Origin of the sequence: Agrobacterium rosae, from assembly GCF_002915175.1 — a bacterium.
GTDB lineage: Bacteria > Pseudomonadota > Alphaproteobacteria > Rhizobiales > Rhizobiaceae > Agrobacterium > Agrobacterium rosae.
Window position 1 is genome coordinate 316,137 of record NZ_NXEJ01000006.1, and the last position, 25,418, is coordinate 341,554.

29 protein-coding genes and 1 riboswitch are annotated in these 25,418 nt (G+C 58.0%); of the genes, 15 read left to right on the forward strand and 14 right to left on the reverse strand.

Translation table 11 applies throughout. The annotated features are described in order from the left end of the window. Positions 1-9: 9 nt before the first annotated feature. Positions 10-1,299 carry a TadE/TadG family type IV pilus assembly protein gene (locus tag CPJ18_RS12690; protein WP_077119107.1) on the reverse strand — a complete coding sequence of 430 codons (1,290 nt, stop codon included), beginning with the start codon at positions 1,297-1,299 and terminating at the stop codon, positions 10-12. 160 nt (positions 1,300-1,459) lie between these two features. On the opposite strand from CPJ18_RS12690, the gene CPJ18_RS12695 reads away from it, so the two are divergent. Both CPJ18_RS12695 and CPJ18_RS12700 read left to right on the forward strand, forming a co-directional pair. Continuing rightward, complete coding sequence (locus tag CPJ18_RS12695) at positions 1,460-2,155, forward strand: helix-turn-helix transcriptional regulator (protein WP_103658696.1); 696 nt, start codon at positions 1,460-1,462, stop codon at positions 2,153-2,155. Between the two features lie 48 nt (positions 2,156-2,203). Then, positions 2,204-2,572: a VOC family protein gene (locus CPJ18_RS12700; RefSeq protein ID WP_103658698.1), complete on the forward strand. Its 369-nt coding sequence runs from the start codon at positions 2,204-2,206 to the stop codon at positions 2,570-2,572. Between the two features lie 151 nt (positions 2,573-2,723). Here CPJ18_RS12700 and tam read toward each other — a convergent pair whose 3' ends face one another. Beyond that, on the reverse strand, positions 2,724-3,494 hold the full coding sequence (gene tam / locus CPJ18_RS12705; protein WP_103658700.1) for a trans-aconitate 2-methyltransferase: 771 nt from the start codon (positions 3,492-3,494) through the stop codon (positions 2,724-2,726). Between the two features lie 232 nt (positions 3,495-3,726). Between tam and CPJ18_RS12710 the strand changes: the two genes are divergently transcribed. After that, on the forward strand, positions 3,727-4,614 hold the full coding sequence (locus CPJ18_RS12710) for a branched-chain amino acid aminotransferase (protein WP_103658702.1): 888 nt from the start codon (positions 3,727-3,729) through the stop codon (positions 4,612-4,614). Positions 4,615-4,846: 232 nt separating this feature from the next. Here CPJ18_RS12710 and CPJ18_RS12715 read toward each other — a convergent pair whose 3' ends face one another. Further along, positions 4,847-5,749 carry a LysR family transcriptional regulator ArgP gene (locus CPJ18_RS12715; protein WP_103658704.1) on the reverse strand — a complete coding sequence of 301 codons (903 nt, stop codon included), beginning with the start codon at positions 5,747-5,749 and terminating at the stop codon, positions 4,847-4,849. 90 nt (positions 5,750-5,839) lie between these two features. Here CPJ18_RS12715 and CPJ18_RS12720 point away from each other — a divergent pair, with 90 nt between their 5' ends. Further along, positions 5,840-6,448 carry a LysE/ArgO family amino acid transporter gene (locus tag CPJ18_RS12720; RefSeq protein ID WP_103584818.1) on the forward strand — a complete coding sequence of 203 codons (609 nt, stop codon included), beginning with the start codon at positions 5,840-5,842 and terminating at the stop codon, positions 6,446-6,448. Here CPJ18_RS12720 and CPJ18_RS12725 read toward each other — a convergent pair. Continuing rightward, complete coding sequence (locus CPJ18_RS12725) at positions 6,426-7,313, reverse strand: LysR family transcriptional regulator (protein WP_103659108.1); 888 nt, start codon at positions 7,311-7,313, stop codon at positions 6,426-6,428. The genes CPJ18_RS12720 and CPJ18_RS12725 overlap by 23 nt on opposite strands. A gap of 95 nt (positions 7,314-7,408) precedes the next feature. Between CPJ18_RS12725 and CPJ18_RS12730 the strand changes: the two genes are divergently transcribed. Next, positions 7,409-7,963, forward strand: coding sequence for a GNAT family N-acetyltransferase (locus tag CPJ18_RS12730; protein WP_103658706.1), 555 nt, complete (start codon positions 7,409-7,411; stop codon positions 7,961-7,963). 3 nt (positions 7,964-7,966) lie between these two features. On the opposite strand, the gene CPJ18_RS12735 is transcribed toward CPJ18_RS12730, so the two are convergent. After that, positions 7,967-8,299 (reverse strand): hypothetical protein, encoded by a 333-nt coding sequence (locus tag CPJ18_RS12735; protein ID WP_245445399.1) that lies wholly within the window; start codon positions 8,297-8,299, stop codon positions 7,967-7,969. Positions 8,300-8,523: 224 nt separating this feature from the next. Here CPJ18_RS12735 and CPJ18_RS12740 point away from each other — a divergent pair, with 224 nt between their 5' ends. From CPJ18_RS12740 to CPJ18_RS12770, 7 genes are all read left to right on the forward strand, one after another. Further along, positions 8,524-9,126: a superoxide dismutase gene (locus CPJ18_RS12740; RefSeq protein WP_077103789.1), complete on the forward strand. Its 603-nt coding sequence runs from the start codon at positions 8,524-8,526 to the stop codon at positions 9,124-9,126. A 271-nt stretch (positions 9,127-9,397) separates the two neighbouring features. Beyond that, on the forward strand, positions 9,398-10,285 hold the full coding sequence (locus CPJ18_RS12745; RefSeq protein WP_103658708.1) for a metallophosphoesterase: 888 nt from the start codon (positions 9,398-9,400) through the stop codon (positions 10,283-10,285). Between the two features lie 206 nt (positions 10,286-10,491). Continuing rightward, positions 10,492-10,923, forward strand: a complete 432-nt coding sequence (locus CPJ18_RS12750) for a c-type cytochrome (protein ID WP_077119124.1) — start codon at positions 10,492-10,494, stop codon at positions 10,921-10,923. Between the two features lie 73 nt (positions 10,924-10,996). After that, positions 10,997-11,914: a cytochrome c gene (locus tag CPJ18_RS12755; protein ID WP_103659111.1), complete on the forward strand. Its 918-nt coding sequence runs from the start codon at positions 10,997-10,999 to the stop codon at positions 11,912-11,914. Between the two features lie 29 nt (positions 11,915-11,943). Next, positions 11,944-12,149, forward strand: a riboswitch (cobalamin riboswitch). 149 nt (positions 12,150-12,298) lie between these two features. Then, positions 12,299-12,481 carry a CbtB domain-containing protein gene (locus CPJ18_RS12760; protein ID WP_103584813.1) on the forward strand — a complete coding sequence of 61 codons (183 nt, stop codon included), beginning with the start codon at positions 12,299-12,301 and terminating at the stop codon, positions 12,479-12,481. A gap of 11 nt (positions 12,482-12,492) precedes the next feature. Continuing rightward, positions 12,493-13,206: a CbtA family protein gene (locus tag CPJ18_RS12765; protein ID WP_103658710.1), complete on the forward strand. Its 714-nt coding sequence runs from the start codon at positions 12,493-12,495 to the stop codon at positions 13,204-13,206. Between the two features lie 25 nt (positions 13,207-13,231). Next, positions 13,232-13,534: a hypothetical protein gene (locus CPJ18_RS12770; RefSeq protein ID WP_245445400.1), complete on the forward strand. Its 303-nt coding sequence runs from the start codon at positions 13,232-13,234 to the stop codon at positions 13,532-13,534. Between the two features lie 14 nt (positions 13,535-13,548). On the opposite strand, the gene CPJ18_RS12775 is transcribed toward CPJ18_RS12770, so the two are convergent. After that, positions 13,549-13,962 carry an Rrf2 family transcriptional regulator gene (locus tag CPJ18_RS12775; RefSeq protein ID WP_103658714.1) on the reverse strand — a complete coding sequence of 138 codons (414 nt, stop codon included), beginning with the start codon at positions 13,960-13,962 and terminating at the stop codon, positions 13,549-13,551. Between the two features lie 126 nt (positions 13,963-14,088). Here CPJ18_RS12775 and CPJ18_RS12780 point away from each other — a divergent pair, with 126 nt between their 5' ends. Beyond that, positions 14,089-15,015 (forward strand): NAD(P)/FAD-dependent oxidoreductase, encoded by a 927-nt coding sequence (locus tag CPJ18_RS12780; protein WP_103659112.1) that lies wholly within the window; start codon positions 14,089-14,091, stop codon positions 15,013-15,015. 11 nt (positions 15,016-15,026) lie between these two features. On the opposite strand, the gene CPJ18_RS12785 is transcribed toward CPJ18_RS12780, so the two are convergent. From CPJ18_RS12785 to CPJ18_RS12800, 3 genes are all read right to left on the reverse strand, one after another. Beyond that, the gene (locus CPJ18_RS12785; RefSeq protein WP_103659113.1) at positions 15,027-15,593 is read right to left on the reverse strand and encodes a type 1 glutamine amidotransferase family protein; all 567 of its coding nucleotides are present in this window, start codon (positions 15,591-15,593) and stop codon (positions 15,027-15,029) included. Positions 15,594-15,690: 97 nt separating this feature from the next. Next, positions 15,691-16,179 (reverse strand): GNAT family N-acetyltransferase, encoded by a 489-nt coding sequence (locus CPJ18_RS12790; RefSeq protein ID WP_077119138.1) that lies wholly within the window; start codon positions 16,177-16,179, stop codon positions 15,691-15,693. A gap of 496 nt (positions 16,180-16,675) precedes the next feature. Continuing rightward, positions 16,676-17,089: a MerR family transcriptional regulator gene (locus CPJ18_RS12800; protein WP_077119141.1), complete on the reverse strand. Its 414-nt coding sequence runs from the start codon at positions 17,087-17,089 to the stop codon at positions 16,676-16,678. Positions 17,090-17,222: 133 nt separating this feature from the next. Here CPJ18_RS12800 and dmeR point away from each other — a divergent pair, with 133 nt between their 5' ends. Then, positions 17,223-17,495 carry a Ni(II)/Co(II)-sensing transcriptional repressor DmeR gene (gene dmeR / locus CPJ18_RS12805; protein WP_103658716.1) on the forward strand — a complete coding sequence of 91 codons (273 nt, stop codon included), beginning with the start codon at positions 17,223-17,225 and terminating at the stop codon, positions 17,493-17,495. 9 nt (positions 17,496-17,504) lie between these two features. Continuing rightward, positions 17,505-18,518 carry a CDF family Co(II)/Ni(II) efflux transporter DmeF gene (dmeF, locus tag CPJ18_RS12810; protein WP_103658719.1) on the forward strand — a complete coding sequence of 338 codons (1,014 nt, stop codon included), beginning with the start codon at positions 17,505-17,507 and terminating at the stop codon, positions 18,516-18,518. A gap of 131 nt (positions 18,519-18,649) precedes the next feature. Here the strand turns inward: dmeF and CPJ18_RS12815 are convergent, their stop codons facing one another. The 5 genes from CPJ18_RS12815 to CPJ18_RS12840 form a co-directional block, all read right to left on the reverse strand. Beyond that, positions 18,650-18,928 (reverse strand): hypothetical protein, encoded by a 279-nt coding sequence (locus CPJ18_RS12815; protein ID WP_103658720.1) that lies wholly within the window; start codon positions 18,926-18,928, stop codon positions 18,650-18,652. A 222-nt stretch (positions 18,929-19,150) separates the two neighbouring features. Continuing rightward, a complete protein-coding gene (locus tag CPJ18_RS12820; RefSeq protein ID WP_103658722.1) occupies positions 19,151-20,236 on the reverse strand; it encodes a quaternary amine ABC transporter ATP-binding protein in 1,086 nt (361 codons plus the stop codon). Further along, positions 20,229-21,137: an ABC transporter permease gene (locus CPJ18_RS12825; protein WP_103658724.1), complete on the reverse strand. Its 909-nt coding sequence runs from the start codon at positions 21,135-21,137 to the stop codon at positions 20,229-20,231. The genes CPJ18_RS12820 and CPJ18_RS12825 overlap by 8 nt, the downstream gene beginning before the upstream one ends. A 259-nt stretch (positions 21,138-21,396) precedes the next feature. Next, the gene (locus CPJ18_RS12835) at positions 21,397-22,410 is read right to left on the reverse strand and encodes an ABC transporter substrate-binding protein (RefSeq protein ID WP_103658726.1); all 1,014 of its coding nucleotides are present in this window, start codon (positions 22,408-22,410) and stop codon (positions 21,397-21,399) included. Between the two features lie 738 nt (positions 22,411-23,148). Continuing rightward, positions 23,149-25,248, reverse strand: coding sequence for a S9 family peptidase (locus CPJ18_RS12840; RefSeq protein WP_103658728.1), 2,100 nt, complete (start codon positions 25,246-25,248; stop codon positions 23,149-23,151). Positions 25,249-25,418: the final 170 nt, after the last annotated feature.

Sequence of the window (25,418 nt, forward strand, 5' to 3'; positions counted from 1 at the left end):
AGATTTTTGTTAGCTCGTCAGGCGCGGTGAGGTGATAACCCGCTTGAACAGGGCGGCCATCGCGTCGGTGATGCCTTCCGTAGGGCTGACTTCGAAGTAGAGGCCGGGGGAAGCGCATTCCTGCATCTTGGTGCCGATCTGCGACTGGAACGGGCTGATCCATGTGTTGTACCAGGCATTCGTCGGCAATGGCAGATAGGTGGTGTAGAGCACCGCAATACGGTAGCCCTTGGTTTTTAATGCCGTGCAGAGCTTGGTGTCGATCGGTTCCTGACAGCGACCGCCGGTGACCTTCTTGGTGCAACCGGATGGCTTGTAGCTATCGCCGACACCATCAGACACGAAGAACACGACCTTGTCGGGTGTGGCAGAACTTGCGCCATTGCCGGGGTTGCCGATCTTGTCGCTGATCTGTGTCATCGCCCGGTCGAAATCCGTCATCTGGTCATTGTTGTAGCCCTGATACGGAATGGACATGAGGTCGATGGCACTTGCCTTCTTTTTGGTAGTGGCAAGATCGGCGCTAAGCGGGGCGACTTCCAAGAGTTTGGTATCTTCTGCCTTTTCACCGAAAGTGTAGACCGCCATTCGATATTGGTTGACGTTCTTTCTGGTGGCGACGGCAGTGTCCATCAAGCTTGCGGTGGCCGTGGCCACGACGTTGATGCGCGTTGTTACGCCCAGCTTTTTCGCCTTGAAATAGTAGCTGTTCTGATCGGCCACACCATCCTTGACGATGTGGCAGGCAAACGCACATTTGTCGCTGGTGTTGGCCACAAGCTTGGCGACGTCGTTGGGTGTGGCGCCAACGCCCATGGATGGGGTGTTGTCGAGCAGCAGATAGAAATCGCTGAACATTTCCGTTTCGTATTTCGCGGTGGCCTTGCCGGATACGGTCACGAAATCCTTGCCGAGTATCCGCGTCAGCGATGTGTTTACCGTTGCCTGAAAGGTCACGGCGGCCTGCACCACGTTGCCGACCTTTTCGACCGACAGCTTGACGGTATCGACATTGAAATCGTCGCGGCCAACGGCGTCTTTATTGAAGAAGTCGAGCGTCTCACCCGGTGGCAGTTCGATCGCGCCGTCGCTGGACATTTTTCGAGCTGCTTCCACCTGCGCCGACATCTTTGCCACCGCTGACAGCACGGCCGCATCTGCTTGCTGCTGAAGATCGGCCTTTACGGCCATGGCCTGGCTGATATCAAGCGCAACACCGGCGGTACCGAAAATAGGCACGACCATCAGCGCTGTAAGAATACCGAAGTTACCTGCTTTATCGTGCCAGAAATTTCGCACGGTCTACCCTCTCGCGTTAATATGTCGAGAAGCATAGACGAGCAGGATTGAGAACTCGTTTCGTGAGATAACTAACATCCGATGAATCTATTATATCAATCTATCGATATTATCGGTAACCGAGCAACGGCCAAGTAAAGCCGTCCATGAGGAGAAGTTTTTGTCCCGCTCTCAACGCCTGCTCGATCTATTGCATATTTTGCGCACGCACCGCAGACCGGTGAGCGGCGCTGAACTGGCACGGGCAACGGGTATCAGCCTGCGCACGCTCTATCGCGACATCGCAACCCTTCAGTCACAAGGCGCGAATATAGAGGGTGAGGCGGGCGTCGGTTATGTCTTGCGCCCCGGCTATCTGCTGCCGCCGCTGATGTTTACCGAAGCGGAAATCGAGGCGCTGGTGCTGGGTTCGCGCTGGGTGGCGGGCAGGGCGGATGGGCCAATGGCGGATGCGGCACTGGCAGCGCTGGCGAAAATATCCGCCGTTATCCCGCATGAGTTGGGGGAAGAGCTGGAAAACTCCACGCTGCTGATTGGCCCCGGCAAGGTGCTGGATGTCGCCCATATCGATCTTGGCGTGGTGCGCACCGCTCTCCGCAACCAGTCGAAGGCACAAATCGAATATGGCGATGAAGCCGGGCGCGGCTCACAGCGCATTATCTGGCCCTTCGCGCTGGCATTTTTCGATCAGGTCCGAGTGGTCGTGGCGTGGTGCGAATTGCGACAGGATTTCCGAAGCTTCCGTGCCGACCGTATCCTGTCTTTCCAGCCGCTGGGCATGAGATACACGCGCAGCCGCCAGTCGCTTCTCAAAGAGTGGCGTGAACGGCAGAAAATGACTGCTGACAAAAACTGACAGCAGCAGGGTCTAGGCTCACTCCATCATCAAAAAGGAGACAAAGCGATGACCCACCCCAACTTTACAATCCTGTTCGTCGATAACCCGGTAAAAAGCACGGAATTCTATCGAGACCTGTTCGGCATTGCCCCGGTCGAGGCGTCCGAAACCTTTGCGCTGTTCATTCTGCAAAGCGGTTTGAAATTCGGCCTCTGGTCACACCACACGGCAGAACCGGCGGTTACCGTTACCGGCGGCGGTGCGGAAATCGTCTTTCAGGTGGAACAGGACGGCGACGTGGATGCGTGGCACCGCGACTGGAAGGCGAAAGGGCTGACCATCCTGCAAGAACCGACCGCAATGGATTTCGGTTACACCTTCCTCGCCACCGATCCCGATGGACACCGTCTGCGGGTTTACTCGGTCCATGATTGATTTGCCAGCTTTTGTGGCACCTGAACCAGCCCGCCAACCTTTCTTCCGTCATGCTCGGGCCTGTCCCGAGCATCTGCTACGTCGAGTATTTTTCGACGTGATTGGATCCTCGGGACAAGCCCGAGGATGACGTGGGAGGTGAACTACGCGCTTACTTCTTGACCGCCACGATGAACAGGCGCGGGAAGCGCAGCAATCGCTGCCTGTCTGCCGCAGGCGGGTATGCGGCGTCGATGCGTTTCAGGTAATCCGCCAGGAAGGCGGCGCGGTTTTCTTCGCCCGCCGCCTCCAGATAGGGGCGAAGGCCGGTGCCTTTGACCCATTCCACGATCGCTTCCGCGTTGCGCATGGGGTGATTATAGATCGTGTGCCAGATATCGACGCGCGCGGATTTTGCGGACAGTCGTTCGAAATAGGTGGATGGAGAGGGTAGGGGTTTGCGGCGCAGCCTGTTGCCCTCGAATGCTGCCTTCCACGGCCCGGCAGCGCCGGTTTCTTCCATCGCCAAATGTGTCGGCTCACCCAGATTGTCCGGCATCTGCACGGCCAGAACGCCGCCGGGCTTGAGGTGATCCATCAGTGACACGAGAATGTCGAGATGGTTGGGCAGCCACTGGAAAACGGCATTGGCATAGAACAGATCGGCCTTTTGTTTGGGCTTCCATGTGGCGAGATCGGCCTTTTGGAACTCCGTATTCGGCAATCTCAGCCGCGCCTTTTCCAGCATATCGGCGTCGCTATCCACGCCGGTTATGACGTTGACGCCATAGCGCTCGGCCAGAAGTTCGGTGGAATTGGCAGGGCCACAGCCCAGATCGTATCCTGCCGTCAACCGTTCCAGCGGCACTTGCGCCAACAGGTCGCTGGCGGGGCGCGTGCGCTCATTTTCGAATTTCAGATATTGCTGCGCGGACCAGGCCATGATGCACTCCCTTAAAGGACCGAAACATCGCATGGCAGAACGATGCGGGCCAGAGCCTATCCATCAAAAAACGTTATGGATCAATCGATGCTGGTTTTGTCGTTGCGCAACAATATCCATCGCCGGGGCCGCTTTTCCGTAACTTTCCATCAATTTCGCAGATCGGTCGAATTTGGTCTTGACGCAAAAGGTGCAGAGGCATTCATTCCCGCCATTGCACAAGGAGAATGCCATGTCCGTCGATACAGCACCCCGTTCCCCCACCTGGACCTATGTCGATGGTCAATGGCTTCCCGGCAACCCGCCGCTGATCGGGCCGACCTCGCATGCCATGTGGCTGGCCTCGACGGTGTTCGATGGCGCACGTTCATTTAACGGTCTGGCACCGGATCTGGATTTGCACTGCCAGCGCGTCAACCGCTCCGCTATCAATATGGGCATGAAGCCGACCATGACGCCTGATGAGATCGAGCAGCTTGCGCTGGAAGGTGTCAAGAAATTTGACGGCAACGTGGCCATCTACATCAAGCCAATGTATTGGGCCGAACACGGCATGCCCGGCAGCGTCGTGGCACCGGATGCCGCATCCACCCGCTTTGCGCTGTGCCTGTTCGAAGCGCCGATGGATGCGGGCGCGCCGGTTACACTCACCGTCTCCCCCCTGCGTCGCCCGTCGCCGGAAACGGCCATGACGGATGCCAAGGCCGGCAGCCTTTACCCCAATAGCGGCCGCGCCATTCTGGAAGCCCGTTCGCGCGGGTTCAACGGCGCACTGATGCTGGATATGAACGGCAACGTCGCCGAAACATCCTCGGCCAACGTCTTCATGGTCAAGGACGGCGTCGTCTTCACGCCGGTCCCCAACCGCACCTTCCTCGCCGGTATCACCCGCTCCCGCGTCATGGGCCTTTTGCGCCAAGCCGGTTTCGACGTGCGCGAAGCAACGCTTTCCGTGCAGGATTTCCGCGAGGCGGATGAGATTTTCTGCTCCGGCAACTATTCCAAGGTCTCGCCGGTAACCAAGCTGGATGACCGGGAATTGCAGGCCGGTCCGGTGGCGCGCAAGGCGCTGGATTTGTATATGGAATGGGCGGCGAGCTTGGGTGCTGAGGCGGAGTGAGGCGGGCAAGTCGTGGGGTCGAGTTTGCGGCGGAACCCCTCACTTGCGATTTCTAACACTTGAGCTTCGCTCAAGATGTTGAAATCGCTTTCTCTCCCACAAGGGGAGAGATAAAATGCCGCGCCGCCGCAGGTTACCTCTCCCCCTGTGGGAGAGGACAGAAAATCACGATCTTAGCTGAAAGCTAAGTCGTAGATTTTCTAGGTGAGGGGTTCCGCCCCTCGCTCCAACCTCAACCCTGCACCAACACCCCCCGCGCCACATCCACCACCGCCTGCGTCAACGGCTTCAACCTCTCCGCAGCCAGTCTATTCACCTGCCAGTACAGCGGAATATCCAGCGGCGTCTCCGCCACCAGTTCCACCAGATCACGCGATGCCAGATGATCCCGAACCAGCATTTCAGGGTTCATGCCCCAGCCCATGCCCAGCAGGGCAGCATCGACAAAGCTCTGCGTGGAGGGAAGCCAGTGGGTGGGGTGGACCACCGGTGCGCCGAAGACCTTCGACACCCATTGATGTTGCAGCCGGTCTTTCTGGTTGAAGGTCAGCGCCGGTGCCTGCGAAAGCCGCGCTTCGGTCACGCCGCCGCCGAAATAGCGGGCCATGAAATCGGGGCTGGCCGTGGCGTGGTATCGGAGGGAACCGAGTGGCGTGACGCGGCAACCCGGCACCGGTTTTTCCAGGCTGGTGACGGCGGCCAGAACCCGGCCACGTTGCAGCCAGTCCGCCGTGTGGTCCTGATCGTCCACGGCGATGTTCATCAGATAGTTCGAGCCAGTCGAAAAGCCGGATATGGCCTTCAGAAACCATGTGCCGAGGCTATCGGCGTTGGTCGCTATATGCAGCGTCACTTTCTCGCCCGGTTGGTTCGGCGCCAGAAGCGCTGGCAGTTGCCCGAACAGCTCGTTTTCCAGCATGCCCACATGCTCCATGTGGCGGCACACCCATTCGCCTTTTTCGGTCGCGGTACAGGGGTTGCCGCGCAGAATGAGCACGGTGCCAAGCCGTTCTTCCAGCTGTTTGACCCGCTGGGAAATTGCAGACGGCGTCACATGCAAGGCGAGCGCCGCCTTTTCAAAGCTGCCAGTCTGCACCACCATGGACACTGCACGAAGCGCTGCATAATCGAGCATGAAATTAGCCTGCCTTAATCCACCTAAGAAACCTTAACTGGATTAACGTGAATGGCACACCTATGCCAAGCTTGAAACAAGGGCAGGGCTATGGATTTTTCGACCTATATGACGGGCTTGACGATGGGGCTGACGCTGATCGTCGCCATCGGCGCGCAGAACGCCTTCGTGCTGCGACAGGGGCTGCGGGGCGAACATGTGTTTGCTGTTGTGCTGGCCTGCGCCGTGTCGGATGCGATCTTGATTACCGTTGGCATTACTGCCTTTCGCCAGATCGCCGCCGTCCTTCCCGCACTGGAACCGGCCATGCGCTATGCCGGTGCAGCCTTTCTGTTCTGGTATGGCGCAAAAAGCCTGCAATCGGCGCTTGGTGCTTCGAATGTTCTCGTTGCCGCATCCGGTACCGTGACCTCTCTCGGCTCGACACTCGCCACTTGTCTCGTGCTGACATGGCTCAACCCGCATGTCTATTTGGATACGGTGGTTCTGCTCGGCACCATCTCCACACAGTTTCCGGGGTCGGAAAAAGCGTTTTGGGCTGGTGCCGTCACCTCATCCTTCCTGTTCTTCTTCTCCCTTGGTTACGGCGCGCGCTGGCTGCGCCCGATCTTCGCCAATCCTCAAAGCTGGCGCATACTTGAAGGCGTCATCGCGCTCACCATGTGGCTGATTGCCATCAAACTGTTGACCGGTGGGTGAGAATGGCTGAAAGCGCCCGCAAGGGCGCGGTCATATGTTTGTCGCGCCGGAGGCCAAGTGCCAGCTTGCGTTCAAGCTTGGGAGATAGAGAGCGGATCGTCAGCGGCGAAGATGTCGCCTCATCCCGTATAGCCATGGCTGGGACGATAGCCACGCCCAGCCCCGCTTGTGAAAGCTTCTTCAAGGCTTCGACGCTGCCCAGTTCCATCACCGGCTGTATCCGCTTGCCGCCCGCCTTCAACCACTCATCCACCAGCCGTCTCGTATTGCCGCCTTCATAAAGCAACAGCGGCTGAGCAGAGAGACACTCCGCGGTGATCTCTCCTGCTGGCAGTGTGGCATCTGGCGGAAAGATCGCAACCAGCTCTTCACAGTGGATATCGCGCAGTTCGATGCTGCGCCCGGTAGCGGGCAGAGTCACGATGGCCGCGTCGATCATATTGTCTTCCAGATGCCGCAGAATGTCCGGCGTGTTGCCGGTCTGAACCTTGATCTCGATATGGGGCATGGCGTGGCGGATTTGGCCCAGAATGGCAGGCAGAAAATAGATTAGCGCCGTCGCACCGGTGCCGATCCGCAACCGACCGGCAGCGCCGCTGCGGTGCGGGGCCACCGCCTCCATGGCTTGTGCGACATCCTCCGCAATCCGCCGTGCATAGACCAGCAGATCGCGTCCTGCCGGGGTCGGCTGTGCCCGCCGCCCCACGCGCTCCACCAGCCGGGTGCCCAACTGTTTCTCCAGCAGACGAATATGCAGGCTGATCGCGGGCTGGGTTACGCCCGCCTTTTGCGCCGCGGCGGAAAAACTGCCGAGATCGGCCACATCAATGAAGCTGCGCAGCTGCTTGAGATCGAAATCTATCACCAAAGAATCCCTTATGGTTTGCATAAGATGGATAATCTTTATTTTGGTTTCCGTCTGGTGCAAACTGTGCGCAGAGAATTTTCCAGGACATTGAAATGCATTCCCAGCCAAAACCAACTGTTACCATTCGCCCGTGCGAAGAGGGCGATATCGCTGCCATTACCGAGATTTACCGCCATGCGGTGCTGCACGGCACGGCCAGTTTCGAAATCGAGCCGCCATCCGTCGATACAATGGTGGAGCGCAGGCGCGCTTTGGTTGCGGGCGGCTTTCCTTATATAGTGGCGGAAGTCGAGGGCGCGGTTGCGGGCTATGCCTATGCCGGAGCCCACCGCGCCCGCCCGGCCTATGGCGCGACTGTCGAGGATTCCATCTATGTCGATCCTGAGCGTAAGGGCCTCGGCATCGGCAAGGCGCTGCTGCTGGCCCTGATCGAAGACGCGACCGCGCGTGGCTTTCGGCAGATGGTTGCCGTTGTCGGCGACTCGGACAACGTTGCCTCCGTCGGCGTCCACCGCGCAGCCGGTTTTGAAATGACAGGCACCCTGAAATCCGTTGGCTGGAAGCACGGGCGATGGCTGGATATCGTGCTGATGCAGCGCCCGCTGGGCGAGGCGGACACGACCCCACGTTTTAAGCCAGAAATATAGGGCTCACCGCGCCGCAGAACCGGGGATGTCGATTTTCACTGCGTCCTGCGGCAACTCTCCGCTGATTTCGACGGTTTTGGTCGTCTTGTCGAAAACGCAGACATGGCTGATCTCGGTCGCGGTTCCCTTGGCTTTGCCGGTGATGATGGCAAGGCCGTAGCTCTGGCTGCCGAAGGGGTCGACGACGATCTTCGGCTTCTCGATATTGCCCTCCACCGCGCCAAGACACCGCGCTTGAACCTCCGCCGAAAACGCCTTCCACGCATCGTCTGAAGATGCGGCGGCTGGCAGGGCGAAAAGGCTTGCGATGCAGGCGGTGAGAAACTGTCGTTTCACGGTAATATCCTTCCTATAGGTTCCCTCAGAAAAGCGAACGGATTTTCTGGAATCGGTACGCCAGCCTTGGCACGAAAAGTGTTTTTCCAAGGGCGGCGGGAAGAATTTTCTCTTTTGCTGGAACATTTTAACATTTAGCAGGTTGCCTCTCATCACGTCCGCTCTTATGGTCCGGGCACAGGTTTCAAGGAGCGGCCCTGCCGCTGCAACAAGGAGTAAACACCATGGCCTTCGAACTTCCCGCACTGCCTTACGATTACGATGCGCTGGCACCTTACATGTCGCGCGAAACGCTCGAGTTTCACCACGACAAGCACCACAAAGCCTATGTCGACAACGGCAACAAGCTTGCTGCCGAAGCTGGTCTTGCGGACCTTTCCCTGGAAGAAGTCGTCAAGAAGTCCTTCGGTACCAATGCTGGCCTGTTCAACAACGCGGCTCAGCATTACAACCACGTCCACTTCTGGAAGTGGCTGAAGAAGGACGGCGGCGGCAACAAGCTGCCGGGCAAGCTGGAGCAGGCATTCGCGTCTGATCTGGGCGGCTACGACAAGTTCAAGGCCGATTTCATCGCCGCTGGCACCACACAGTTCGGCTCCGGCTGGGCATGGGTTTCCGTGAAAGATGGCAAGCTCGAAATCTCAAAGACACCAAACGGTGAAAACCCGCTGGTTCACGGCGCAGAGCCAATCCTCGGCGTCGACGTATGGGAACACTCCTACTACATCGACTACCGCAACCTGCGTCCAAAGTACCTCGAAGCTTTCGTCGATAATCTCATCAACTGGGATTACGTTCTGGAGCGCTACGAAGCTGCTGCCAAGTAAGGTTTGAGCGATTTGACGTTTGCTCGTCGCGCTCCAACGTCATCCTCGGGCTTGTCCCGAGGATCTAACGAACCACAACCTTCAACGTGGTCAGATCCTTGGGACAAGCCCAAGGATGACGAAAGAGAGAGATGAGACTCGTTTATCAGTAGCACCCGGCCTCAGCGCCGGGTGTTTTCGTTTTGCCCTTGACGCCCCGGCTCAAGGCCAGAAATGACAACGAAGCGTTTTGTCACATGGCTGTCATCGCCCCGTCCTATGCGGGGGCATCATGACAGAAAAAACCGCACCGCTTTTCTCCTTCGGCATCATCGCCGATCCGCAATATGCCGATGTCGCGCCGCGCCCGGAAATGAAACGTTATTATGCGCATAGCCCGCAAAAGCTGGATGCGGCGATCGCTACGTTCAATGCTGAAAATCTGGCTTTCGTCGTCACGCTGGGTGATGTCATCGACCATGGTTGGGAAAACTTCGACACCATCCTCAAATGCTACGAGAAGCTCAGGCATCGCAGCATCATGCTGCCGGGAAATCACGATTTCGCTGTTGCACCAGAGCGCTTAGCAGACGTCCATGTGCGTCTCGGCATGCCGTCGCCATGGTATGATTTTGCGATTGGGCGCTTCCGTTTCTTAGTGCTTGACGGCAGCGATGTCAGCCTGTTTGCCCCACCTCACGGCGACCCGCGTCGGGAGCTGGCCGAGCAAAGGCTGAACGCTTTGAAAGAAGCGGCTGCCATCAATGCTCAAGACTGGAACGGCTCTTTCAGCGACGCGCAGGTAAAATGGCTTGCCGAAACTCTGGATGCAGCAGATGCGGCGGGCGAGAGCGCCATCATTTTCTGCCACTATCCGCTTTATCCTGATAATGCACATAATATGTGGGACGCGCCGCAAACCTTGGCTTTGCTCGGCACTCACCACAGCGCCAAGGCCTGGTTTTGCGGCCACAATCACGTCGGTAATTACGGGCTGCTGGGTCAGACGCATTTCGTGAACGTCAAAGGCATGGTCGACACATTGGACGAAAACACTTTTGCCATTGCCGATATGTTTGAAGATCGCATCGAAATTCGTGGTTTTGGCCGGGAAGAGAGCCGCTTATTGCTTCTCTCAGCGTCGGCAGACCTGCAGCAGCCAGCGGCGGCGCGGCGATAAAAGCAGACTACCAAAGGCGACTTTATATGCCTGATTTCGCCTTAGAAATCACCGGAATGTGACTTCTTTTTGCCATGTGAAACGGGCATCTTCTTTCATGTTCGTTCCTGCATGTCGGGCGGGTGGGACGCTGTTTTGCGACGATGACATGCGAGAACACCAGAATAGACACCCCTCCGGCGCGCCGGTTTCAGGAGAGAGAAACGATGAAGCTTAGAACCATTGCCGCTTCCATAATGATAGGCTGTCTTTGCGCCGGTGCGGTTTCCGCAGCCGGCGAGGTCGAAAAGCGCGAAGGCTTGATGAAGGGTATCGGCGGTGCCATGGGTGCGCTCGGTGCCATCGCCAAGGGTGAAAAGCCGTACGACGCCGCTGCCGTCAAGACCGCCGTCACCACCATCAGCGCCAACGCCAAGGCTTTCCCTGACCAGTTCCCCGCCGGTTCTGAAGGCGGCGCTGCGTCTCCGGCCATCTGGCAGAACTTTGCAGACTTCAAGGCGAAGTCCGAAAAGCTCGGTACAGATGCCGACACGGTTTTGGCGCAACTGCCGACGGATCAGGCCAGCGTCGGTGCTGCCTTGAAGACACTGGGCGCGGATTGCAGCAGCTGCCATCAGGCTTATCGCGTCAAGAAGTAACATGACAAATGTGATGGTCCGCCGGTCAAATGGCGGACCTTTTTCTCGATAGATCGATCAAATGGAGAAGACGATGGCTTCCATCTGGGCAAAGCTGGCGGGTGGTGCTGTTGTTGCCGGTGCTGTCGGGTTCGGCATTTTCATGTGGGTGACTGCGCCACAGCGCCAGCCGCCAAGCCATTGGGCCAATCTGGGCGAGCCCAATCTCGCCAATGGCGAAACCCTGTTCTGGGCAGGCGGCTGCGCAAGCTGCCATGCCGCGCCGGATGCCACGGGCGACGCGCTGAAGAGGCTGTCAGGCGGGCAGGCGCTGCCAAGCCCATTCGGCACCTTCCACATGCCCAACATTTCTCCCGATCCGCAGCACGGCATCGGCGCGTGGACAGTGGCGCAATTCGGCGATGCGATGACGCGCGGCGTGGGCAAGGACGGTGAGCACCTCTACCCATCTTTCCCGTACAATTCCTATGCGCGAATGACGCCGCAGGATGTCAATGATCTCTTCGCCTATCTGAAAACGCTGCCCGCCAGCACCAATGATGCGCCGGGCCACGATCTGCCGTTCCCCTTCAACATCCGCCTCGCCTTGGGTGGATGGAAATTCCTGTACTTCGACAAGGGCCAGCCGCGCGTGCAGCTTGCCAATGCCGATGCGGCAGTCCTTCGCGGGCAATATCTGGTGGAAGGCCTTGGCCACTGCGGCGAATGCCACACCCCGCGCGACGCACTGGGCGGTTTCCTGAAAGGCCAATGGCTAGCCGGTGGACCGAACCCGGAAGGCGAGGGCCGCATTCCCGATATCCGGCCTGAGTCTCAACCCATCGGTTCGTGGTCGCAGGCTGATATCGCCAATTATCTCGAGACCGGCTTTACACCGGATTTCGATAGCGCCGGTGGCTCCATGGTCAAGGTGCAGCAAAACATGGCGCACCTTCCCGCCGAAGACCGCAACGCGATTGCGGCCTACCTCAAGGCATTGCCCTCTCCGTGATCAGCCATTGACTCGGATGCGCTTCCGCCGGATAACGGTTGTGTGATGGTCTTTCCGGGTTTGCCCGGAAAGTGAAAAGGGAACACGATAGAAGCTGACGCTTCAATTCGTGGCTGCCCCCGCAACTGTGAGCGGATAGCCTGAAAACGAAAAGCCACTGACTGCAAAGTTCGGGAAGGTGTTTTCAAGGTTACGACCCGCGAGCCAGGAGACCTGCCATCACATGAGTGTCGTCAATACCGGCGGGGTGTCCGGAACAGCACGGTTGGCAGGTCGGTTCTCCGACCTTTAAAACCATGTGTCTCTTTTCCCCGTGGTGAATGTTGAATGCGGTCGTGTGGCTATTGATCAGCAATGCGCCCACCCGCACAGGAAGGGATCACCATGTCTATCCAGCAGAATACGGCCACATCAGCCGTATCAACCAAAACATCGAAGATTGCGCAGTCGTTGACCGCCGCCGCACTGGGCCTGTTCATCGTCGGTTTCGTTGGCTTCTCGCATATCGAAGCGGTGCACAACGCCGCCCATGATACGCGCCATGCCAATGCCTTCCCTTGCCATTGAGGGAAACAGAGATGCCATTTTTCCGTAATATCGTTTTCACCGCCGTTCTGGTGGGGCTGATTGCCGGTCTCGCCGTCAGCGCCATGCAGGCCGTCGGCACCACGCCACTCATCCTTCAGGCTGAAACTTTTGAAAATGCAGGCGGCGAGGCTGCTCCCGCCCACACCCATGATGCGGCAGCACCGGCCGACCATCATCATGATGCCGAAGCCTGGACACCAGCCGATGGTTTCGAGCGCAACGCCTACACCATCGCCGCCAATGTGCTGACCGCCATCGGTTACGCGCTGGTCCTGACGGCACTGATTTCCCTGCGCGGCTCCGAAGCTGGCTGGCGCGAAGGTCTGTTCTGGGGGCTTGCCGGTTTCGCCGCCGTCATGCTGGCACCCATGATCGGCCTGCCACCGGAGCTACCGGGCAGCCCGGCGGCGGCTCTCGGTGCACGTCAAACGTGGTGGATCGCGACGGTGGCCGCAACGGCGGGCGGCATTGCGCTGCTGGCCTTCAAACGGGGTGAGCCATGGGCGATCATTCTTGCGCTGGTGCTTATCGTTGCGCCGCATGTCGTCGGTGCCCCGCTGCCGCCGGAAGGCGAACATGCGCTGGCACCTCTGCCGCTGGAGCGCCGGTTCGTAGTTCTCGCCACCGTTACCAGCTTCGTGTTCTGGCTGATCCTCGGCTCTCTCAGCGGCCTGTTCCTCAAGCGCTTCGAGACAGCCAAGTAACGTGACGCAATCTAGGGAAAACGCGGTGGAGTGGAGTGATGAGCTTCAAGCCCTGCGTTTTTCGGTCCCCGGTCATGGCGCGCTCTGCGCCATGCACCGGCTGGCCTTCAAGTCGCTTCTGTCGCAAGAGCCGGGCAGGGAGGCCTGCCTCAGATTTTTCGCGGAAAACCAGCAAGCATTCTTGAGCGCGGCCACAGCCAAGATTTCGCGGTTGGCTCTACCCTCCGACCGAAGCCTGCACATCAACAGCCGCGATCTCAGGCGGGCGATGACGAATGTGCTTCCCGAAGGTCCGGTGCGCTCCTGCCGCGTGCTTGATCGGGGCTAAGGCGGATATCAACGCTATCCTGCAAGCCCCTTCGCCACATCGGCCAGCGTGACCTGTGAAAACCGTCTAAGCAACAGTTGCTCGGCCTCATCGAACACGCCCTTCAGTGTCGCGTTGACCGCCTGTTCGATCTGGCATCCCGGCATGTCATAGGCAGGTCCAACGGCGAAGATGGATGGTTCGCCAACGGCGCAATAAATATCGAAAAGCGTCAGCTGATCGAGAGGACGAGCCAGCCGCCAGCCGCCGCCATGGCCTTTTTCCGACAGCACAAAACCCTCATCGCGCAGGCCCGCCATCGTGCGGCGGATAACGACGGGATTTGCATCCAGCATCTGCGCGATCATCTCCGATGTCATCGCTCCATCGTGCTTATCCATGTGGATCAAAACATGCAGCATGCGCGAAAGCCGACTGTCCTGCCTCATCCTCGAATTCCTTCTGCAAATCGCGCCGATCTATAGCACGATTGCGTCACGATACAAATGAAGTGTCGTGACTATTGACTCTGGACAGTCACGACACTTATGTTGTTGCGAGAAAAGGAGCCAGTCATGAACGACACGATCTACGACGTCACCATCATCGGAGGCAGCTATGCGGGGCTATCGGCGGCGCTACAACTCGGCCGCGCCCGCAGAAGCGTGCTCGTCATCGATGAAGGCCTGAGGCGCAATCGGTTCGCCACACATTCCCACGGCTTCATCACGCAGGATGGTGTCGATCCAGCCGTCATTGCAGCAACGGCGCGCTCGCAGGTGACGCAATATCCAACTGTGCAGTGGCTGTCTGGCTGCGCGGATACGGCTCGGCGGATATCGCAGGAGGGTGACAAGGCAGCAGCCTTGTTCGAGGTGATGGTCGCAGAGACGCGAACTCTCTCGAAAACACTAATCCTGGCCGTCGGCGTGAAGGACATTCTGCCTAACATCGAAGGTTTGGCGGAACGCTGGGGAAAAAGCGTGTTCCACTGCCCCTATTGCCATGGCTATGAACTGAATCAGGGACAGATCGGCGTGATTGCCGGATCGGAATTATCCATGCATCATGCCCTGATGCTTCCCGATTGGGGACCAACGACGCTTCTTCTCAATGATGCCTTCGAACCCAGCGCCGATCAGCTCGCAGCGCTTGCCGCCCGTGGTGTCACGCTGGAGCGCAGCGCCGTGCAAGCACTCAAAGGTCATGCCGATGTGCAGCTCGCCAATGGCCGGACGCTCTCCTTTGCCGGGCTTTTCGCCCTCGCGTCGATTGAGATCGCCACTGCCATCCCGGACCAACTCGGCCTCGCTCTGGAGCCCGGACCTCTCGGCTCCATCATCAAGACAGATGTGATGAAGGAAACCAACATATCCGGCGTGTTTGCCTGCGGCGATGCTGCGCGCGCCATGACGTCCGTAGCGCTGGCTGTCGCGGATGGAAACCTAGCGGGTGTCAGCGCCCATAGGTCGCTGATGTCAGGGGTGATCGCTCACAGGTAAGTGGCTTCGCGTCACCGATGTTCCGCCGAAAACACTGCAATCTCGGCTTCCGCTTCCGGCCCCCAGAGGTCGAGCGCTTTCAGCACTTCGGCGGCGAATGTTACCGGTGCGCTGCCGGGGGCGGTGACGATGCCTTCGTGGCTCACCGCCTGTGGCTGGTCGCGGTAGTGTTCCGCGCCTTGATAGCTCTCATATCTGCTATGTGAATCCACAGAATTGCCGGTATGGGCCACATGGTTCAGCACGCCGGTTCCCGCCAGCGCGCTTGCCGCCGCACAAATGCCGCCGACCACGCGGTGCTGGGTGCGAAAGCGGTGCACCAGATCGGTAAAATCCGGTGCCGCACCCTTTTCCCAGATCAGTCCGCCGGGAATGACCAGCGCATGAATCGTCTCCGGGTCCAGTTCGTCATAGGCCATATCAGGCGTGACATTGAGGCCACCCATCGACGTAACCGGTGCGCCGTCGGGTGAGGCCGTTACGATATCGACGCCCAGATATCCACGTGCCGCCGCAATCAACAATGCGGGTTCCCAATCGGCAAAATCCTCGGTCAGGGCCAGCGCAATACGAGGCATTCTCTTCTCCTGAAATCCATCCATCGAAACACGAAACCGAAACAAGACCATGCGAAACGCTCGAAACTGCACGGTCGGTTCCGTTGTGTCTACCGCGTTAAGCTAACGCCTGCATGAAGCGCATGCCGGTAACGGGGCGTGGTATGAAATCCATGTTTTCGTAGAACTTGTGCGCGGCGAAGTTGCCGGTGGCTGCACCCACGGAAAGGAAATCACAGCCACAACGCTTGGCAACGTCCCGCGCGCGGCCCACAAGGTGCTGGCCGGTGCCATGGCCACGGTGACCATCACGTACGAACAAATGGTGCAGTTCCATGCCGCGACGGCCTTCCTGCGCACGGTAGAGCGGCACGAGAATGGCGTAACCGATCAACTCGCCATCGGCCTCGGCCACCAGCGCCGTAATCCACGGCACCTGGCCGAACAGATCGCGCTCCAGCTTCTCAGCCGTAATCGCCGCCGCATCGCCATGGTGGGCGGCCAGCAGCATAATCATCTCGTTAAGCTCAGGCAGATCGGCCTTGCGTGCACCACGAATGGTCACGACGGGCGGTCTCGGCAGGGTCAGAAGGCTGTCTTCGGTCATTATTTCGTCCTTCGGGTTCTGGTTTAGCCGTCAGGACGTTTGAAAACAACAAAGCCGCCTGACGGCGGCTTGTCGACAAAATGATCTGTCGAGCCGCCCTTAAAGGAAGGCCCAAAAATACGTGCAGGAAATGGGTGCGCGTGCGTTGATCATGGGAGAGTAGATGCGCTGGAATTGGGATTGTGTCAAGTGGGTTTGGAAACGAGCTTATAAGCCCTCGGCCAGTTGTCGGGTGTTGTAGCAACCATATGCTTGCGTCTTCTCACATCTGGCGCTGGTGGGTGCGGCTTACCCCCCTCTGTCCTGCCGGACATCTCCCCCTCAGGTGGGGAGATCGAATCGTGGCGACCTCTCGCACATCTTGAAGGCTGCGGAGAGCGTGGGGAGCAGGCGTCTAGCCAATCTCCCTCCTTGAGGGGGAGATGTCCGGCAGGACAGAGGGGGTAAGCCGCCCCCACCAGCGCCAGCTGAAATTCTCTGTCTTGCGAGACCCGCTTCAATGCTCATGCTCACACAGATCATGGTTCGATAATGCCCGAATAACATAACAATCCTCAATCGAATGCCCGTCACAATGGGAGACGATACGCTCTAGCTCGTGCTCCAGCTTTTTCAGCTTGGCGATCTTCTCGCGGACGGTTGTCAGGTGGTCTGCGGCGATGCGGTCGGCGTCGGTGCAGGGCATTTCGCGGTGCTGGCTGAGCGCGATCAGTTCACGGATGGCGTCGATGTTGAGGCCGAGATCGCGGGCGTGGCGCACGAAGGCGAGGCGCTCCAGGTCGGATTTCTCATAGCGCCGCTGGTTACCCTCGGAGCGTTCTGCCGCCCGCAGAAGGCCCATCTGCTCGTAATAGCGAATGGTCGGCACCTTGACGCCGGTGTTTCGGGATAGATCACCGATGGAATACATGGTCACGCCTCATAGCTCTAGTTTCTAGAGATATAGGTCATAGGCCCTTTGGTGGCAAGCATGTGGAGAAGGGGCTTGCGGAGCGTTGTGCAGCACTATACCCTACCCCCCTATACTATATTGAGAGAAAACCATGTCACACACCATCGAGAACAAGGACAAGCTTCTGGCGCGGATCCGCCGCCTCAAAGGGCAGATGGAAGCGGTGGAGCGGGCGTTTGAGGGTGGCAAGCCTTGTGGGGAGGTGCTGCAATTGCTGGCTTCCGTGCGCGGCGCGCTTTCCGGGCTGACGGGTGAGGTGATGCAGGATCATCTGCATGAGCATGTGCTGCATGCGGAAAATGATGAAGAGCGTGCCCGCGCCACGGAAGAGCTGGCGCAGGTTTTGAAAACGTACATTCGGTAAAGGTGCGCCATGACAGCGACGACAGAGCATAACCACGCCCACGGCACCCACAGCCACGTTTTTCTGGGGCAGGATCATGAGCGCAATGAACGCCGTGTCTGGACGGTGATTGCGCTGACGGCGGCGATGATGGTGGCGGAAATTGCAGCCGGAAGCTGGTTTGGCTCCATGGCACTGACAGCCGATGGCTGGCATATGGCTACCCATGCCGGTGCGATGCTGATTTCGGCGCTGGCCTATCTCTACGCCCGCAAACAGGCCAAGAACGCGCGCTTTACCTTCGGCACTGGAAAATTTGGTGATCTGGCCGGTTTTGCCAGTGCTGTCGTGCTGGGTGTGGCGGCCATCATGATTGCCTGGGAAAGCACGTTGCGCTTCTTTTCTCCGGTGCAGATCGATTTCAATCAGGCTATTGCGGTGGCGATGATCGGCCTGGTCGTCAACATAATCAGCGCTTGGTTGTTGAAAGACGACCACCACCACGGACATGACCACGGGCACTCCCATGGCAGCCACGCCCACCACGGCGACCACGCGCACTCTGGTGAGCACGCGCACCATGGTGAGCACGCCCATCATGGAAGCCATGGCGGCAAGGACAACAATCTGCGCTCTGCCTATCTGCACGTCGTGGCCGATGCGCTGACATCCGTTCTCGCCATCGTCGCTCTGCTGTTGGGGAAATGGAACGGCTGGACGTTCCTCGATCCGGCCATGGGCATCGTCGGCGGCATCGTCATTGCGCGCTGGTCTTGGGGTCTGCTGCGCTCTACCGGTGCCGTGCTTGTTGATGCTGTTCCGCAGGGTGATGTTCTGTCTGGCAAGATCCGCCGTGCAGTCGAGACGGAAGAGGAATGGATCACTGATCTTCACGTCTGGCAGGTAGGGCCGGGGCATCACGCTGCGATTGTCGCGATACAGTCTCCGTCACCGCAGGCTCCGGCCTTTTATCGGCGCAAGCTGGCTGCAATCCATGAGCTTTCACACATCACGGTCGAAATCGACGCCGCGAACCCAGCTTGAGCATGATGTGAAGAGAGGATTGTTTTGAAATATAGAGCCGCCATGGCGCGGCTTTTTTCTGAAAATTAATCAGTTATCAATCATAAATATGTTTGGTAGGCGCATCTTCAGACGTTCGGAATCGGCTGATGTCAGTGTTCTGTATAGGCCTGTCGAAGCCAGGCGGCTTCCAGCTGCGTGGAGGCTCCAGCAATGCTTTGCGTCGACGAGCTTTCGTCGGCAGCGTCGTTGCTGACGGTCCACAGGACATTGGCGAGCGATGTGGATTGCAGAGCGTTGACAAAAGAAATCTTGCCGCCGCTCAGCATGGTTTCCTGCTGCTCAGGGGTCACGGTTTCCGTCTGCCGCTTTTCGATATGCTGAGATCTGCTGTGCTGCGCAGAGCCTCCGATATTATTATCGATATTCATAGCAAGCCCTTTCTCTGACCCGTTAATGAAGTATTAACGGCCGAAGCTTGCGCGAAGCTTGCGTCATCGTGTTTGATGCGCGTTCTTCGCTTGACAGCATGGGAAGTGCTGCTTCGTTTTTGCATTTTAGGGGCTTGCAAAAACGCAAAAACGCGAGGAAATGCCGATTCTCTGACGTGAAGCGCCCTCCGCAACATCAAGTCGCGAAGGGCAAGCGTAGAATCAGGCGATCTTTTTTTCCGGCTCTGCCGCGTCAGGTGCCGGTGCTTGCGGTTCCTCCGCATCATGAACGGCTGGCGTCACCATTGCCGCGACCAGCGATTCGATACCGATGCTGCCCACGGCCTTGCCATCCTCGTCCACCACATGGGCGGTGGTCTCGTTGGCATCCGTCATGTCGCGGGCGATGGTTTCCAGGGTGGCCGTTTCCAGCACTGACATACTTTCCGGCGCACTCATGACCGGCTCCATGACGGTGGTTGCCTGCAACACACGGCCACGGTTCACGTCGCGTACGAAGTCGCTGACATATTCATTGGCCGGATGCTGAATGATGCTTTGGCCATCACCCTGCTGCACCATCTCGCCGTCTTTCAGGATTGCGATATGGTCGCCAAGCCGCAGTGCCTCGTCCAGATCATGGGTGATGAAGACGACGGTCTTCTGCAACTCCTGTTGCAGGTCGAGCAGCATGGTCTGCATGTCCACGCGAATGAGAGGGTCGAGCGCCGAATAAGCCTCGTCCATCAACAGAATGTCGGCATCGTTGGTCAGCGCCCGGGCAAGGCCCACACGTTGCTGCATGCCGCCGGATAGCTGGTTGGGATAGTTGTCTTCATATCCGTCCAGACCGACGCGCGCCAGCCAGTGGCGACCCTTCTCGATGCTGTCCTTTCGCGATACGCCTTGAATATCCAGACCGTAAACGCTGTTTTCCAGAACGGTGCGGTGCGGCAGCAGGCCGAATTTCTGGAACACCATCGCGGTCTTGTGGCGACGGAAGTCGCGCAAGCTGGAACCGTTCATCGAGCAGATGTCCTGCCCGTCATAGAGCACTTCGCCCGCACTCGGTTCTATCAGCCGGTTGATGTGGCGTATCAGCGTGGATTTGCCGGAGCCGGACAGCCCCATCACCACGGTGATCTTGCCGCCGGGCATGGTGATGTTGATGTTGTTGAGACCGAGAACGTGATTGTGCTTGTCGTTCAGTTCGGTCTTGCTCAACCCGTTTTTAACGGCCGAAAGGTGTTTTTCAGGGTGCTTGCCGAAGATCTTGTAAAGATTCCGGATTTCAATGTCCTTAGCCATGTTGCACCTCGCGATATTTCTGCAAACGCTTGCCGAAAGCCTGGCTGGCACGGTCGAACATGATGGCGATAGCCACCAGTGCAAAGCCGTTCAGAAAGCCGATTGTGAAGAACTGGTTGTTGATGGCCTGAAGCACGTTCTTGCCCAGTCCGCCAACGCCGACCATCGAGGCGACGACGACCATCGCCAGCGACATCATGATGGTCTGGTTGATGCCGGTCATGATGGTGGGCATGGCCAGCGGCAATTGCACGTTTAGCAGCTTCTGGGTGTTGGAAGAGCCGAAAGCGTCTGCCGCCTCCAGCGTTTCCCGATCCACCATGCGGATGCCCAGATTGGTCAGGCGGATCATCGGCGGAATGGCGTAGATGACGACCGCAATCAAACCCGGCACCTTGCCGATGCCGAAAATGACAACGACGGGGATGAGGTAGACGAAGCTCGGCATCGTCTGCATGACGTCGAGCGTGGGGTTGATGAAGCGCTGCAAGCGTTCCGAACGCGCCATGAGAATGCCCAGCGGCAGACCGATGATGACGGCGATCAGCGTCGCGATCGCCACGATCGACAACGTCGTCATCGCATCGCGCCACAGACCGACGGCACCAATCAGACATAGCGAAACTGCGGTGCCGAACGTGATGCGGAAGCTGCGACCGGCCAGATGCACCAGCGCCAGCAGACCGAGAAAGATGATGATCCACGGGGTCTGGATGAAGAAGCGTTCGGATGCGTTGAGAAACACTTGTAGCGGATGCACCACGGTATCGATGATATCGCCGTAACTGCGAACGATATCACGAAACCCGTCATCGATGGTCTTGCGTGCCACGCGCATGGTGCTGTTACCGATGGCCGGAAACTTGCACAGCATATCCGGCAGGAGATTACAGAGGGCCATTATTGTTTTTTTCCCTTAGTTTTGATGGAGGGATCTGTGGGTGTGGCTCACCCCCCCCCTCTGTCCTGCCGGACATCTCCCCCACAAGGAGGGAGATCGGCTGGGCGCACAAACCCCGCTTCACTCTCAACATTAGAGATGGCCGAGAGCTAACCACGAGTCGATCTCCCCACCTGTGGGGGAGATGCCCGGCAGGGCAGAGGGGGGTAAGCCACAAGTGCCGAGGCTGCGATAAAACCGCAGCCCCACCACACTCACATCAGATCGAAGCTTTAATCTTCTCAGCCACGTCAGGCGAGACCCACTTCGTCCAAATGTCCTCATGGTTTTCCAGGAAGTACGCCGCACCGTCTTCATTGGTGCCCTGGTTTTTGTCCATCCAAGCCAGAACTTCGGCAACGGTGTCGTTGCCCCACTGGCGCTTCTTGACGTATTCGATGGAAGGACCGGCCTTTTCGGCAAACTCCTTGGTCACGACCGTGAACACGTCTGCCACCGGATAGGCATTGGGCTTGGGGTCGGCGCAGTCGGCTTTGACGATGCAAGTGTCGTAAGCTTCGCGGTCCAGTTCAACGCCGTCGTCCAGCTTGACCATATCGTATTTGCCGAGAATGGCGGTTGGTGCCCAATAGTAGCCGAGCCAGCCCTGCTTTTTCTCATAGGCGTTGGAGATGGAGCCATCGAGGCCAGCACCGGAGCCGGTGTCAACCAGCGTAAAGCCCTTGTCGGCGGCTTTGCGGGCCTTGAAGAGATTGGCGGTGGTTGGCTGGCAACCCCAGCCGGGAGGGCAACCGAAGACGGCACCCTTGCTGGCATCTTCCGGTGCGGGGAACAGTTCGGGATGCTTGAGCGCATCTTCTACGGTCTTGATATCAGGATGCGCGTCGGCAAGATATTTCGGTATCCACCATCCCTCAACGCCGCCATCGTTCAGGATTTTGACCTCCTGAATGAGGTTGCCTTTCTTGACGGCTTCCTCGTAAGGCGCGCCCAGCGTGTTCACCCACATTTCGGGTGCCATATCGGGTTGGCCTTTTTCATTCATGGAGGTGAATGTCGGTGTGGTGTCGCCGGTCACGATATCGATCGTGCAATCATAGCCGTTTTCCATGATGAACTTGTCGACGTAAGCCGCGACACCGGCAGAGGCCCAGTTCATTTCAGCGATGGAGATATTGCCGCAGGTCTCAGCGGCGTTGGCGGAGCTTGCGCCAGCAGCGGCGGCAAGTGTGAAGCCCGTGACAAGAATGGTCGAGGCGAGGAGTTTCTTCATTGTAAGACCCCCAAGTCTAATGCAGTGTTTATGTGAGGCATACCGGGGCACTGCAAAGCCCGGCCTGCCAAAAGCGCCGGCGCAACATCGAAACGATACCGCTGCCAGAACGCAGAGCTAAAGCCATGGGGCATCAATTCCGCCAGCTTAGCTCGCGAAAGCCCCATGTTGAATGACACGCGCGGAAAGACGAACAAGACGTCGTCAAAGGAATGCCGCTAGACAGCGACGAAGAAAGCCGCAGTCACAGCGGCGAAAAAGCGCATAAATATGTCAACGGTTTTTATAATACGGCGAGAAGATGATATTGCAACGCGAAATGGCGCATTGCAGCCATGCAAGATTCTCCGGAACCATTTCGGATGATTTACAATACTTCGCGAAGTGTCATTTTTTACTGACGATATGCGTCACTTGACTGAATAAAAAATTAAAATTCAATTAATGTGAAATATATATTCAAATAACTCTGAATTCGGATTTTTGCGGAAAAAAATCTCAAATAAATCATTTAACGAAGTATTTTTCTCCCAAATGCGGAGAATTCGTCATCCTCGGGCTTGTCCCGAGGATCTAATCAAGCTTCTGCGGATGCAACGTGGCAGATATCAGGGACAAGCCCGAGCATGACTATCCGTTTGGGTTCGAGCGTTAATGGAACCTCGCATTCGACCACCACACTCCCCTCATTCCTGTGACAAGCACAGGAATGAGGGAGCGGGGGTGGCGCACGAGCCCTTAAACCGCAGCCTTACCCGCCACCTTCAACGCAAACGCATACTCAAACGCAATCTCTTCCAACCTCTGGAAGCGCCCGGACTTGCCGCCATGGCCAGCCGCCATATTGGTCTTCAGCAGGATCGGTGCTTCACCCGTCGTGTGTTCCCGCAACTTCGCTACCCACTTGGTCGGCTCCCAATAGGTCACGCGCGGGTCGGTCAGGCCGGAAATGGCCAGAAGCGGCGGGTAGGGTTTCGCACCGACATTATCGTAAGGCGAATAGGCGGAGATCCACTGATATTCCTCTTCCGACTCCAGCGGGTTGCCCCATTCCGGCCATTCCGGCGGCGTCAGCGGCAGGGTGTCGTCTAGCATGGTCGTCAGCACGTCCACGAAAGGAACGGCGGCGATGATGCCGGCGAATTTCTCCGGTGCCATATTGGCAACCGCACCCATCAGCATGCCACCGGCAGAACCGCCCTCGGCAATGATGCCGCTGTAGGAGGTGAAGCCGTCCTTCACCAGATGGTCGGCAGCGGCGATGAAGTCTTTGAACGTGTTCTGCTTGTGCTCCATCTTGCCGGTTTCGTACCATTCGAAACCCTTGTCCTTGCCGCCGCGAATATGGGCCACGGCATAGACGAAGCCGCGGTCGGCCAGCGACAGATTGTTGGTGCTGAAGGATGCGGGAATGGAAATGCCGTAAGCGCCGTAACCATAGAGCAGGCAGGGGCCCGAACCATCCAGTGGCGTATCCTTGCGATAGAGCAGGGACACCGGCACCAGCGCGCCATCATGCGATGTCGCCATAATGCGGCGCGTCACGTAGTCGTCAGGGTTGTGGCCAGATGGCACTTCCTGCGTTTTCAGCAACGTGCGCTCACGCGTCACCATATCGTAATCGAACAACTGGCTCGGCGTGGTCATGGACGAATAGCTAAAGCGGATGACGTTGGTATCGTATTCCGCCGCACCATGCAGTCCCAGCGAATAGGCCTCTTCGTCAAAGGCAACGCTATGCTCTTCGCCGCTCACGCGGTCGCGGATGACGATGCGCGGCAGGCCGTCGCGACGCTCCAGCCAGATGAGGTGGCGCGCATAGGCGTCGATATCCAGAATGAGGCGGCCCGGTTCGTGCGGCACAACCTCGGTCCAGTTCTCCTTGCCCGGTGCCGTCACCGGCGTCTGGCAGATGCGGAAATCCTTGGCGTCGCCATCGTTGGTCAGAATGTAGAAAACATCGCCGCCCTCACACAGCGAATATTCGATGCCTTCTTCACGTTCCGCCACGATCTGCGGTTCGGCGGTCAGGTCCTTGGTGGACAGAAGGCGGTATTCGCTGGTTTCATGGTCGTGAATGTCGATGAAGATGAAATCGTCCAGCACGGACGCGCCGACGCCCATGAAGAAGCCGGGGTCTTTTTCCTCATAAACCAGGCGGTCGGAAGACTGCGGCTCGCCGATGATGTGGTGGAAGACTTTCGACGGACGGTGGTTTTCATCCTGGAGCGAATAGAAAAAGCTCTTGCCATCCGGTGCCCAAGCACCACCACCGGCGGTGTTCTCGATCACATCGGCCAGGTCCTCGCCGCTCTCCAGCTCGCGAATGCGCAGCGTGTAATATTCCGAACCCTTGTCGTCATAACCCCAGATGCCGCGACTGTGATCGCTGGTCTGGTCGAGGCCCGCGAGGCGGAAATAGTCCTTGCCTTCGGCTTCCTTGTCGCCGTTCAACAAAACGTGTTTCTCGCCGCCACCGCGCGGCGTGCGGAAGTAATGCGGCTGCTCGCCACCCGTCACGAACAGGGTGCCGTAGGCGTAAGGGCCGTCATTGACCGGCACCGAGGAATCATCCTGCTTGATGCGGCCCTTCATCTCCTCGAACAGCTTTTCCTGCAACGGCTTGGTATCGGCCATAGCCGCTTCCATATAGGCGTTCTCGGCTTCCAGATGCGTGCGGATGGCCGGGTCCAGCAGGGTCGGGTCCTTGAACATCGCCTGCCAGTTATCCGCCCGGAACCACGCATAATCATCCGTGCGGGTGATGCCGTGATGCGTATCGCTGATCGGCTTTTTTTCGGCAACGGGTGCTGCGGGCAGGTTCTTGAAAATGGACAAGGTATCTCGCTTTCATGGAAATCGGTCTGCGTTTGCAAAAGATGTAGAGTGCGACCGGTGGTCGTTCAAGCTGCAAATCGCCACGCGCAAAAGAAGGCTCGAGCACAATTTGGTCCGCTTTCGATCACAATTTCACACTAGATCGCAAATCTGACACATCCGTGCAGATG